This window comes from Sphingobacterium thalpophilum (genome assembly GCF_901482695.1).
Classification (GTDB): Bacteria; Bacteroidota; Bacteroidia; order Sphingobacteriales; family Sphingobacteriaceae; genus Sphingobacterium; species Sphingobacterium thalpophilum.
In genome coordinates this window covers 2,689,193-2,700,866 of the sequence record NZ_LR590484.1, presented here as the reverse complement: position 1 = coordinate 2,700,866, position 11,674 = coordinate 2,689,193, and the positions used below count along the sequence as shown (strand labels likewise).

Annotated in this window: 10 protein-coding genes, 2 tRNA genes and 1 rRNA gene; 2 read left to right on the top strand and 11 right to left on the bottom strand. The window is 44.9% G+C overall.

What is annotated here, in order from left to right:
* Nucleotides 1-125 precede the first annotated feature (125 nt).
* From FGL37_RS11190 to FGL37_RS11180, 3 genes are all read right to left on the bottom strand, one after another.
* Nucleotides 126-199, bottom strand: a tRNA-Ala gene (locus tag FGL37_RS11190).
* Nucleotides 200-288: 89 nt separating this feature from the next.
* Nucleotides 289-362, bottom strand: a tRNA-Ile gene (locus tag FGL37_RS11185).
* Nucleotides 363-482: 120 nt separating this feature from the next.
* A 16S ribosomal RNA gene (locus tag FGL37_RS11180) occupies nt 483-2,010 on the bottom strand.
* 420 nt (nt 2,011-2,430) lie between these two features.
* On the opposite strand from FGL37_RS11180, the gene FGL37_RS11175 reads away from it, so the two are divergent.
* Nucleotides 2,431-3,009, top strand: a complete 579-nt coding sequence (locus FGL37_RS11175) for a hypothetical protein (protein WP_138096789.1) — start codon at nt 2,431-2,433, stop codon at nt 3,007-3,009.
* Between the two features lie 359 nt (nt 3,010-3,368).
* Here the strand turns inward: FGL37_RS11175 and FGL37_RS11170 are convergent, their stop codons facing one another.
* The 5 genes from FGL37_RS11170 to spt are packed head-to-tail and all read right to left on the bottom strand — an operon-like array spanning nt 3,369 to nt 7,795.
* Complete coding sequence (locus tag FGL37_RS11170; protein WP_028072161.1) at nt 3,369-3,767, bottom strand: GtrA family protein; 399 nt, start codon at nt 3,765-3,767, stop codon at nt 3,369-3,371.
* A gap of 2 nt (nt 3,768-3,769) precedes the next feature.
* On the bottom strand, nt 3,770-4,462 hold the full coding sequence (locus FGL37_RS11165; protein ID WP_028072160.1) for a CDP-alcohol phosphatidyltransferase family protein: 693 nt from the start codon (nt 4,460-4,462) through the stop codon (nt 3,770-3,772).
* A 9-nt stretch (nt 4,463-4,471) separates the two neighbouring features.
* Nucleotides 4,472-5,464: an NAD-dependent epimerase/dehydratase family protein gene (locus FGL37_RS11160; RefSeq protein ID WP_028072159.1), complete on the bottom strand. Its 993-nt coding sequence runs from the start codon at nt 5,462-5,464 to the stop codon at nt 4,472-4,474.
* Nucleotides 5,461-6,582 carry a hypothetical protein gene (locus FGL37_RS11155; protein WP_028072158.1) on the bottom strand — a complete coding sequence of 374 codons (1,122 nt, stop codon included), beginning with the start codon at nt 6,580-6,582 and terminating at the stop codon, nt 5,461-5,463. The genes FGL37_RS11160 and FGL37_RS11155 overlap by 4 nt, the downstream gene beginning before the upstream one ends.
* Before the next feature lie 13 nt (nt 6,583-6,595).
* Nucleotides 6,596-7,795, bottom strand: a complete 1,200-nt coding sequence (spt, locus tag FGL37_RS11150; protein WP_028072157.1) for a serine palmitoyltransferase — start codon at nt 7,793-7,795, stop codon at nt 6,596-6,598.
* Nucleotides 7,796-8,204: 409 nt separating this feature from the next.
* On the opposite strand from spt, the gene smpB reads away from it, so the two are divergent.
* The gene (smpB, locus tag FGL37_RS11145) at nt 8,205-8,660 is read left to right on the top strand and encodes an SsrA-binding protein SmpB (RefSeq protein WP_028072156.1); all 456 of its coding nucleotides are present in this window, start codon (nt 8,205-8,207) and stop codon (nt 8,658-8,660) included.
* A 50-nt stretch (nt 8,661-8,710) separates the two neighbouring features.
* Here the strand turns inward: smpB and FGL37_RS11140 are convergent, their stop codons facing one another.
* Genes FGL37_RS11140 through FGL37_RS11130 form a run of 3 tightly spaced genes read right to left on the bottom strand, consistent with a single transcriptional unit; the run spans nt 8,711 to nt 11,633 of the window.
* Nucleotides 8,711-9,112 (bottom strand): acyl-CoA thioesterase, encoded by a 402-nt coding sequence (locus FGL37_RS11140; protein ID WP_028072155.1) that lies wholly within the window; start codon nt 9,110-9,112, stop codon nt 8,711-8,713.
* Between the two features lie 13 nt (nt 9,113-9,125).
* Nucleotides 9,126-10,946: a MutS-related protein gene (locus FGL37_RS11135; RefSeq protein ID WP_037534376.1), complete on the bottom strand. Its 1,821-nt coding sequence runs from the start codon at nt 10,944-10,946 to the stop codon at nt 9,126-9,128.
* Between the two features lie 30 nt (nt 10,947-10,976).
* Nucleotides 10,977-11,633 (bottom strand): protein-L-isoaspartate(D-aspartate) O-methyltransferase, encoded by a 657-nt coding sequence (locus FGL37_RS11130; RefSeq protein ID WP_028072153.1) that lies wholly within the window; start codon nt 11,631-11,633, stop codon nt 10,977-10,979.
* Nucleotides 11,634-11,674 lie beyond the last annotated feature (41 nt).

The following is an 11,674-nucleotide window of genomic DNA, read 5'->3' as shown; positions in this document are numbered from 1 at the left end:
ATCAGACACATACCAGCATTGTCTCTACTGTTGTCTTCTCTTGTAATTTTTTTTCTCTTTCAGTATGTCAAAGAACTCTTTTTCCGGTATCCTGAAGCATATGTGTGCATACTTCACCGGAAACGTGGAGAATAACGGATTCGAACCGTTGACCCCCTGCGTGCAAGGCAGGTGCTCTAGCCAGCTGAGCTAATTCCCCTTTGTTTCAGATATCAGATTGTAGACCGGAGACAGCAGACTCTTTACTTTGTCCCTATTCTCACAGCTCTATTCTCAGATCTCTTTAAGTAGTCCCGAGCAGATTTGAACTGCTGACCCCTACATTATCAGTGTAGTGCTCTGACCAACTGAGCTACGGGACTAGCTGTATTATTCCATCTCTCCTTCCGGGACCGCTCCTTTAAGGGGAGGGCACTTTCTTCTGATGTTTTCTTTTTTTCAATCATGTGGTACGTGACGGGCAACGGTCCGCGATGCTCTAGAAAGGAGGTATTCCAGCCGCACCTTCCGGTACGGCTACCTTGTTACGACTTAGCCCCAATTATCGGTTTTACCCTGACACGCTCCTTGCGGTAACATGCTTTAGGTACCCCCAACTTTCATGGCTTGACGGGCGGTGTGTACAAGGCCCGGGAACGTATTCACCGCGTCATTGCTGATACGCGATTACTAGCGAATCCAACTTCACGGGGTCGAGTTGCAGACCCCGATCCGAACTGTGAACGGCTTTTAGAGATTAGCATGCTGTTGCCAGCTAGCTGCCCGCTGTACCGTCCATTGTAGCACGTGTGTAGCCCCGGACGTAAGGGCCATGATGACTTGACGTCGTCCCCACCTTCCTCACTGTTTGCACAGGCAGTCTGTTTAGAGTCCCCACCATAACATGCTGGCAACTAAACATAGGGGTTGCGCTCGTTGCGGGACTTAACCCAACACCTCACGGCACGAGCTGACGACAGCCATGCAGCACCTAGTTTCGTGTCCCGAAGGACGGATGCGTCTCTGCATCCTCCACTAACTTTCAAGCCCGGGTAAGGTTCCTCGCGTATCATCGAATTAAACCACATGCTCCTCCGCTTGTGCGGGCCCCCGTCAATTCCTTTGAGTTTCACCCTTGCGGGCGTACTCCCCAGGTGGATAACTTAACGCTTTCGCTGGGACGCTGGCTGTCTATCGCCAACATCGAGTTATCATCGTTTAGGGCGTGGACTACCAGGGTATCTAATCCTGTTCGATCCCCACGCTTTCGTGCATCAGCGTCAATACCAGCTTAGTGAGCTGCCTTCGCAATCGGAGTTCTAAGACATATCTATGCATTTCACCGCTACTTGTCTTATTCCGCCCACTTCATATGGATTCAAGCCCGTCAGTATCAAAGGCACTGCGATGGTTGAGCCACCGTATTTCACCCCTGACTTAACGGGCCGCCTACGCACCCTTTAAACCCAATAAATCCGGATAACGCTCGGATCCTCCGTATTACCGCGGCTGCTGGCACGGAGTTAGCCGATCCTTATTCTTCCGGTACATTCAGCTCCCTACTCGTAAGGAGGTTTATTCCCGGACAAAAGCAGTTTACAACCCATAGGGCAGTCATCCTGCACGCGGCATGGCTGGTTCAGGCTTCCGCCCATTGACCAATATTCCTTACTGCTGCCTCCCGTAGGAGTCTGGTCCGTGTCTCAGTACCAGTGTGGGGGATTCTCCTCTCAGAGCCCCTAGACATCGTCGCCTTGGTGGGCCGTTACCCCACCAACTAGCTAATGTCACGCGAGCCCATCTCCATCCTATAAATATTTAATAATATCCCGATGCCGGAACATTATGTTATGCGGTGTTAATCTCTCTTTCGAGAGGCTATCCCCCTGATGGAGGCAGGTTGCTCACGCGTTACGCACCCGTGCGCCACTCTCACCATTGATAGCAAGCTACCGATGGATCCCGTCCGACTTGCATGTATTAGGCCTGCCGCTAGCGTTCATCCTGAGCCAGGATCAAACTCTCCATTGTAAAATGAAGTTTCTGATTCCGACTATTTATAATAATCAGAATTCTTTTTTTAATATCTCTGATCCCGGACCGAATTGAACGGATTGATTGAATCTGTTCCATGACTTCCGACTTTCGTCTGTCTGCCCGTCACGCTACATGATTGTGTGTTATTAAAGAACTTTATGCGCTTCAACTTCCGTATCCGCTGTATTCAGACGGGCATTGCGCCCTCTTTATCTTTTTTTGTTTTTTCCGCCGTTTCCGGCGGGACTGCAAAGGTAGGAATCTTTTCCGGACTTCCAAAAACTTTCTGAAGTTTTTTTTGGCTTTCTTTTTCCGGTTTCCGCGTTCAGCTACCGTTGAACCCTTCTTTTTTCATGGCTGCTTCTTCCGGAGCAGCCCGCCCTCCCTTGCGGAGTGGTGCAAAGATAGAAACTTTTGGAACAAACTTCCAAGACTTCTGTCCTTATTTTTTCTGTTTTTGCCCTAACCCGCTGGACAGGTGGACGATTGTTTTTCAAACCGGCTGCTCCGGGACCGCAGAACAGGGGCCGGAAGGCCGGGAAGGCGCCCGGAGCAGGACGCAGTTCTGCCGGACCGCCGAACCGGATCGCAGAGGGCAGAGCAGATCCTGAAGACGGGTTACCAGAGCCCGCAATACTCCGACAATCCTTGACTCTCACTGCAGGACAGCAGCATGCCATCAGCACGGTGGCTCCGCCCTGTTTCCGTGCTGAGTCCGTGTTGAGTCCGTGTCCTGCACGCTCTCAGCGCCCCAGGGCCCTGTTCTCACTCCACGGTCATCCTGCCCCGGATGCGGATAAGGCGCGGAGCAGCAGTGGATCCGCGGTGCACCGCAGCCGGAGAAAACATGGGGCAGCACGGACACACGCACTCCGGACACACGATCTGCTGACTGCCCGGACTGAACGGGCCCGAAGCGCACGACCAGCTACGGATATCCGGTCCAACGTCCAAAGGGCAACTCGGCAGAGGCCAACATATACTTTTATATAGGTTTTACTTAGGGTTTGTTTAGGTTTAGTTTAGGTTTTCATTAGGTTCAGGCTAAATTAAACCTAAGGGAAACCTAACTAAGAAATACCTAATACCTAGGTAAATATGGAACTTGGTCACCGTCAATAGAAAACCAGTTCATATGAACATACTGGAGCTACACAACACTCGTATTGCAGAAATAGTCATTGCAGATAAATAAGTGACCGACTAATTAACCGTTCTCATCAAACAGCGTTTTTTTCACATATAAATTACGAGACACTGCCCCTGTACGGGATAGAACATCTCAGAATCGATCCGATATAGGAAGGATGGGACAAAAAGGGGAATAAAATTCTAAAATAGGATGGATAGCTTCATGTCTTGCTATCGGTTTTAAATACCCAAAAACGTTGTAAGGTATAATTAAAACCTAAGGAGACCAAAAGTTCAACAAGCAGCTTCGAAAACAAAAAATTACCATGATATACATCAACCAGAAAATGTATACCCGTAGATTTAAGCGCAATGCTTCCACAGACGACGATAATAAACTTCCACAATTGGCTACCCACAGAATGTTTTGTACTTCCAAAGGACCAATATCGATTGATCAGGAAATTCACTATTGCGCCCAGACTTCCGCTAATGGCATTCGAGAAAGGCGCACTGATATGGAGTAGCTTATAACAGGCCGAATATACCCCAAAATCAAACAGTCCGCCCAAGAAGGCGGAAAGTTGTGCTTTAAAAAAAATAAACGCTCGTGAAGACATTTTTAACGGGACTCTTCCTGTTGTTTTTTCAATTTATCTTCTCTATCCTTTGCGTCACCTAATTTTAGCAGGAGACGTGTGTCATTTGCATTGATAATAAAGAGCAATATACAGATGACCAATACACACCAATTGATGGAGCTAGGCATCAGCACTTCAAAAAGCATCACCAGACAAATAATTACTCGTATTTCAGTTGGACCAAGTATACCTGCGTCTATTGTGTATTTATCGGTAATTCTATACCGGAGCTGAGAGATGATCATCGCCCAGCCGTACAGGGACACCAGTGCAAATCCTAAATATTTATAATCTCCGGTCGTGTATAGCACATAGCCTAAACCGATAAAAACGGTACTGATCCAGTCCATTACAATATCAAGCGCAAATCCGTACCAACGTCGGGATTTGTTGCGATAAAAGGCTATACGGCCATCCAGCGAATCCCCAAACCATTGCACAAAAAAACCCGGGATCCCTAAAAGTAGATAGCGGATATCAACATATTCAGCCAACAGGAAGCTTCCTAAAACGATTAGCGATCCAAGAAAACCAATTGCTGTAAGTCCATCTGATGTAATCCAATTCGGGATTCTCGGCACGAGATAAGTAATCAGCTTTTGTTCAGGCTGACTCAGGATATTTGTTCTTTTCCGGTCCTGAAAAAGCTTTTTATTTATTTTAAATTCACTCATTATCTGTGATTATAACCATTTATTTTGTTTATACCAAACCAAAGTCTCCATTAAGCCCGCTCGCAGATCATAATTAGGTCGGTAATGTATTTGGCGCTGAGCCGACGCTATATCACAGCCCCAGTTTTCGGCTGTAAGTTCGTTCAAGCGCTCGGGGTATAATACGGGAATTGCCTTTGAATTTTTATATAAGCGCTCGAACATTACGGCTACAGCTTTTACTATCCCCAACGGAATATGCATTCGAAGCATTCTCTTCTGACTGAACTCCCTGAATATCTTAGCCATTTCATAACGGTCGTACACCTGTCCGTCACTTAGATTGTATACATGCTTCCCTCCCTGATCAAACCGGCAAGCGTTTAGGATGGCCTGCACGAGATCAGCGACATAAATAAAACTCAATTTTTGCGGTGACCTGCCAACATAGGCGTCCAAACCACCGTTCATCGTTTTAAAAAGAATAAAAATATCTTTTTCTCTTGGGCCGTACACTGCAGTTGGACGCAAAATCGTCAATGGCTGCTGGTCAAAATCGTTTAGAGCTAGCTCGGCCTTTCTTTTGCTGCGTCCATAAGCCGTCACTGGAGCATATGGGTTATGCTCGTCTATTAGACCTGAGGCATAGGAAACAGGCCCTATAGCAGCTAAGCTACTCACAAAAACAAATCTGCGGATTGGATTTTGAAGTGAAAAGCAGGCAGCAGCCAAGTTTCGCGTGTAGTTTACGTTAACGCGTTCCAAATCCTCCTCCCGCTTGGCACGGGTCATGGCTGCCGCATGGACAACATAGGTATAGTGCTCTGATTCCAGCAAGGCGCGGATAGCATCTACATCCGTAAAATCAGGGTAAACAAATTTATCCACTACAGAGCTAATTTCCGACACATCACTTGACTTACGTACTGCAGCGTGAACTTCCAGCCCTGCCTCTTTCGCTGCCCTAGTCAAATGATAACCTACAAAACCACTCGCTCCAGTGATTAATATCTTTTCTATCATAATGATTTCTGGTACAAACGATACCGTTTGTACAACTCTCCATTAATTTGTTCTATGGCATGGTTCATCATGTAGTTATGATCCAGCATCCACGAACATTCGGCTCCTTTTATATTTGAGCCGTTAGCATTTTTAATGATTCGACCATATAAACAGGCCTCTATCCCCAGTTTACGGTAATCTTCCAGTACGCCTAACATCAACACACGCAACAGGTTGATTTTCTTCATGCCAAACAGAAGTTTAAAAATTCCCGTGGGGAGCAAGCGCCCTCTCTTTATTTTAATAAGAATCTGATTAATATCCGGCACACCCAAACCAAAGCCCACCAGCTTACCATCTTTTTCAGCAAGAATGGCGAAACGCGGGTCAAGAATCATCTTCAGGTCCTTGGCTGTATAATTAAACTCGTCTTCTGTCATCGGAACAAACCCGAGGTTCTTGTCCCAGGCTTTATTGTAAATCTCCCGGACTTTGGCCGCCTCGTTCTTAAAATCCTTTACATTAAATTGGCGAAGTGTAATACCCGAGCGCTTTAAACGTTCTTCCAGTTTCTCCAGCAACTTGACCGAACGTTGGTTGGCCGTATTTTCCATCACCAGATACGCCCTGAGGTCCACCTTTTGCGCGTAGCCCGCCCCAATGATCAGGTTTATATAATACGGAAAATTATAAGGCATCATCGCTACCGGGGGCCGGTCAAAGCCTTCCACCAACAGACCTACAGTATCATTGGTAGACAGATTGATCGGTCCTACTATTGTATCTCCGCCCTTCGCTTTCACCCACTTCTCGGCCGTGTCAAACAAGGCATCAGCCACTTCCTGATCGTCGATACAATCAAAAAATCCCCATTGTCCCTCATTAACATGATTGAACGCGTTATGATTGTTGTTCCATATCGCACAGATACGGCCAACGATTTCACCATCGCGATAAGCAAGGAAGGGTTGGGCTTGAGAGTGTTTGTAAAAAGGATGCTTGTTCGGGGAAAGCAAATCTTCTTGTTCTAGAAATAAGGCAGGTACATAATTAGGATTTCCCTCATAGAGACTATGAGGGAAATCAATAAACAACCGTCTTTGTTTCTTTGTTTCAACGGGTATAATCTGAATCATATACGATTAGATTTTATATTAATGTTTCAACTTCAGCTTGTTTGAATACTTTAACCATCTTCTCAATGGCTTCGTCAATCTGATCATAAGTATGTGTTGCCATCAATGAAAAACGAATCAGGGACTCCTCGGCAGGAACCGCCGGAGACACTACTGGATTAACGAAAACACCATCATCCTGAAGCATTTTAGTAACCCAGAAAGTTTTTTCATTGCTACGAATAAATATAGGTAAAATCGGGCTTTCCGTCGCTCCAAGATCGAAACCATGATCCAACAGCTGCGCTTTGGCATAGTCCGTATTTTTCCATAACTTTTCGATATGTTCAGGCTCTGTTTGGATAATTTCCAAGGCCTTTAAGGTAGAGGCCACTGAAGCGGGGGTCATGGAGGCACTAAACATCACAGAACGGGCATTATGTTTCAAGAAATCGATTACATCGGCATCTCCGGCAACAAAACCACCCAAGGAAGCCAAGGACTTACTGAAGGTACCCATGATCAGATCGACCTCTTCATTAAGACCAAAATGAGACGCTGTACCTGCTCCTTTATGCCCAATAACACCCAGGCTATGTGCATCATCAACCATTACAGCAGCGTCAAACTCTTTGGCAATTGAGGTCAGTTCCGGCAAGTTAACAATATCACCTTCCATACTAAAGATACCGTCGGTACAGATTAATTTGGCACTTTCCTCCGGCAAACGCGATAATTTGGCACGCAGGTCCTCCATATTGTTGTGACCATATTTAATTACTTTCGCAAAAGACAGACGACTACCATCGATGATCGAAGCATGATCGCGTTCATCTAACAAAATATAATCGTTTCGTCCCATCAGACAGGAAAGCGGCCCAAGATTGGATTGGAATCCCGTGCTAAAAAGAATGGCAGCTTCCTTACCTACGTAAGCAGACAATTTTTCTTCCAGCTCCACGTGAATATCCAACGTACCGTTTAAGAAACGCGATCCAGCACATCCTGTTCCATACTTTTCCAAAGCATCTTGCGCTGCTTTGATAATACGTATATCGGTCGTCAACCCCAAATAAGAGTTAGAACCAAACATCAATACACGTCTACCATCGATTTTTACCTCGGTATCTTGTTTTGATTGAATAGGTCTAAAATAGGCATATAAGCCTTTAGCTTTTAACTCCTCTACAATCTTAAATTGCGATATCTTTTCGCCTAACTTTCCTTTACTCATGCGATAAAAAGGTATTTCTAAAACTATTTCTAACTTTTAGATGTTATTGTAACAAACAAAATTTCGAATTGGACTTTTATATAAAAAACTCGGCATTCGAATAAAAATCTGCTATATCCACAATGTAAGTTGAAATTCTACGTTGTATATATTCACAATAATTCCAAAAAACGTTGCAAACATACGAAAACATAATCTGACTTTCACTTAAATTTAGTCATATTTTTAACACATCGCCCAAAACTGTTAATTTTATTTTAATACTCCCCTAACATCTTCCTTCACAATTCTACTGTAAAATAAGACAATTTTAATAATTATATTTGCGAACTTTAAATTATCCTATACTTAGTTACATTTAGGTTCATTGCACTAGCAATGGTATAGACTTACTAATATACAACAATATATGGCTTTATCTTCAGATATCAATATAAAAAATAAAAAAGCTTCTTTTGAATACCAACTACTGGATAAGTACGTGGCTGGCATCCGTCTATTAGGTACGGAAATCAAATCGATCCGGGAAGGAAAGGCAAATATCAACGATAGTTTTTGCAGCTTTTTCGATGATGGACTGTATATCCGTAACATGCATATCGCCGAATACAGCATGGGCTCATTCTATAACCATGAAGCAAAACGGGACCGTCAGCTTCTGTTGACTAAAAAAGAGCTGAAAAAACTAAAAGAAAAAGGTGAAGAACGGGGTTTTACCATCGTTCCCTTACGGATTTTTATCAGTTCCCGTGGTTTTGCGAAGGTCGAAATTGCATTAGCACAAGGTAAAAAAGACTTCGACAAGCGGGAAACCATTAAAGAGAGAGACGTCAAGCGAGAACTTGACCGGGTTATGAAATTCTAACTGATGGTTAGTTTTCCTGCACTGTGTCAACAGCACGCACTGCAGGAAAGCTAATCAATATCCAGGCCTTCCAATACCGGAATTGGCTGTTTGTTCTCGCCAAGCGCAACGAAAGTGAACACGCCTTCAATAGCGAGCTCACGCCCCTCTTTATACATATGCTCCAAGTAGATTTCCACTTTCACTTTCAAGCTGGTACGCCCCACATTCTGAACCCGGGCAATAGCCTCAATAATACTGCCCGACGGGATAGCTTTGTTAAAATCGATGCGATCCGTCGACACCGTGACCAGCGTTTTTCGGCAAAACCGCGTTGCGGCCATAAAGGACACCTCATCCATTATTGACATGGCCTTCCCCCCAAACAAGGTATCATGATGATTGGTCAAAAACGGGAATACCGTATTGCAGACTCGTGTCTCCGATAGATCAATACGTTCTTGTAAAGTCATTTATTTCTCTTAATTATATATTGTCCTCAATGTCTATCCCAATGCCCTTCAGTAATAACGACGCATTGAATATTTTGCACTCGCCGCCCTTCAGCTTATAGTCAAACAACATCTGCCCTTCATCCACACGGATATCAAAATGATAATTTTTGATTGTTCCGGGTAATTCCTCTTCCAGGCTGGACAGCTGCAGATCATGTGTGGCTACCATACCTTTACCTGCGACACGGGCCAGCTGCCTGATGATAGCACGCGATCCCAAATATTTATCCACGGAGTTGGTGCCCCGTAACATCTCATCGATCAAAAAGAAACTGCTTGAATCGGCCGCAACGACATCCAGAATATATTTGACCCGATTTAGTTCTGCCTTAAATGTCGATGTGCTTTCATTTAAATTGTCTTTGATCCGCATATAAGATATCAGATTGTAAATAGGAAGACGAAAGGTCCTTGCAGCAACGGCTGCTCCCGCATAGGCCAGAACGGCATTGATACCGACGGTCCGCAAAAAGGTGCTTTTGCCGGCCATGTTAGAGCCCGTCACCAGGGCGATGCGATGATCGTTATTTGTATAATCATTTGCCACTGCCTGGCCAGCCGGGATAAGCGGATGGTAGATACCCGCGGCTTCCATTTTATCGTTAAGCGGATCGTCCAATATTACTGGGTACGCGTAGTCGGGATGATTCCGTTTCCAAACTGCAAGACTATTGATTGCCTCAACCTCCGCCAACGTATCAAAGGCACTCAAAATATACTGCTCATACGTTTTCTTCCACTTGATAATAGCGAGTACCTGCCGAAAATCCCACAGCAAAAAGAGATTCAAAAATAAGCCAACAAACACATTATTTCTGGCATCCAGATTATTGATTAGACCGGCCAGCCTCTTAAAAGCCTCTGAGATCGGTTCGTCACGGTCGCCCTTCGTTAGCTTGCCCGCTATCTCCTGCATTGCGGGAGACATCCATGCCTGACTCTCGATGGAACGTATGGCATCTGCGTAGGAACCCAAAACGGCCCCTATCTTATCAATACGGGAGGAAAACAAAGCCACACGACCTGATTTGGCCAAGGGCCAAAGAATATGAAATAATCCCAGAATAATCGCAATAGCGGCCATTTTTGAGAAAAAAAAACTTCCCACAAATGCAAGCAGCAATAAAATAGGCCCAGCATGGATATACAAACGCATAAAGCCATTACCAAATCGGAAATTGCCCTCTTGGAAATAACGGGACAAAAACGCTTTAATATCGACCTTTCGATGCAGATTACTCAGCAGTTTGGCCTGAAAATCCCACCCCCATTCCGTTTGTTGTGCCAGTTCACCGGACGCTTCCTGATTACTCAAGATTCGTTTTTTGTCCAGGGGAGCATTGAGCCAGGTCGCAAGCAAATCGATCCCCTGCTGTGTAGTCGAACGATTTAACTGTGCAAATAATGAGTAGGAACCAAAAACATCCAGATCGGAACTATAAGGATGATTCCCGTCGACAAACTGCTCGCCATGCGCATAGATATTGGGACCTCCGGCAACGATTTTCCGTTCATTGGACAATATTTGCAGGTAGGCTTCAAAATAGGTTTTCTGAAGCTCAAGCTGGCTCTGTCTCCGGACCAGATAAGCAAATAAAAACAATAAGGAAAAAAAACAGACAAAAACCAACACAAGGCTCTGCAACTGAAATATGTAGAATAAGATGGCACCCCCGATCAGGATAACCATGAGCCGGGACAGATTAATGCGATTTACCGTTTTGGTTAAGCCGGCAACCACCGACGTCATCTCCTTGTGCTTCTGCTCGTATATTGTATCGATTGAACTCATCTGTAAAATTATATAGGGTGTCGGCTTCCCTTACCAGGCCTGATCGCCAACCAAGGGTACAAAGCGGAAAGTGTCCAATTCAATCCGGTCAAACTCATTTTCTCCCACGCGGATTATGGTCATCATTTTCTGTGACTTCTCATCGCCTACCGGTATCACAAAAATACCGCCCATCTTTAACTGCTTCAGCATAATTTCAGGTACGTAGGGAGCCCCGGCAGTCACGATAATCTTGTCATATGGTGCGTGTTCTTCGATCCCTTTTGAGCCATCACCCAAAAAGAAATGCGCATGATATCCCATGTAAGGAAGCACCTGAATAGTCCTGTTGTAGAGATTTTCCTGCCTTTCTATTGTATATACCTCGGCCCCAAGCTCTAGCAGGATACAAGTTTGGTACCCCGATCCTGTGCCAATCTCCAGCACTTTATCTCCCTTTTTTACGTGGAGCAATTCCGATTGATAAGCAACAGTATAGGGCTGCGAGATCGTCTGTCCGTCACCAATCGGAAACGCAATGTCCCGATAAGCCTGGTTCCAAAAAGTCTCGTCAAAGAAAAAATGACGCGGCACCTTGCCAATCGCATCCAGGACTCTCTGATCTTCAATCCCCCGTCCCTTCAGATGCTCAACCAGCTTCTTTCGGGCTCCTTTTTCCCGGTAATTATCAATAAACTTATACGCCATGATGTTTCAAACTTAGATAAATTGCGTTTCATATGCAATAT

Excerpts from the sequence above, each read along its gene's own strand:
- FGL37_RS11130 (WP_028072153.1), bottom strand. The coding sequence starts at position 11,633 with ATGGCGTATAAGTTTATTGATAATTACCGGGAAAAAGGAGCCCGAAAG.
- FGL37_RS11165 (WP_028072160.1), bottom strand. The coding sequence starts at position 4,462 with ATGAGTGAATTTAAAATAAATAAAAAGCTTTTTCAGGACCGGAAAAGA.
- FGL37_RS11160 (WP_028072159.1), bottom strand. The coding sequence starts at position 5,464 with ATGATAGAAAAGATATTAATCACTGGAGCGAGTGGTTTTGTAGGTTAT.
- spt (WP_028072157.1), bottom strand. The coding sequence starts at position 7,795 with ATGAGTAAAGGAAAGTTAGGCGAAAAGATATCGCAATTTAAGATTGTA.
- FGL37_RS11170 (WP_028072161.1), bottom strand. The coding sequence starts at position 3,767 with ATGTCTTCACGAGCGTTTATTTTTTTTAAAGCACAACTTTCCGCCTTC.
- smpB (WP_028072156.1), top strand. The coding sequence starts at position 8,205 with ATGGCTTTATCTTCAGATATCAATATAAAAAATAAAAAAGCTTCTTTT.
- FGL37_RS11155 (WP_028072158.1), bottom strand. The coding sequence starts at position 6,582 with ATGATTCAGATTATACCCGTTGAAACAAAGAAACAAAGACGGTTGTTT.
- FGL37_RS11140 (WP_028072155.1), bottom strand. The coding sequence starts at position 9,112 with ATGACTTTACAAGAACGTATTGATCTATCGGAGACACGAGTCTGCAAT.
- FGL37_RS11135 (WP_037534376.1), bottom strand. The coding sequence starts at position 10,946 with ATGAGTTCAATCGATACAATATACGAGCAGAAGCACAAGGAGATGACG.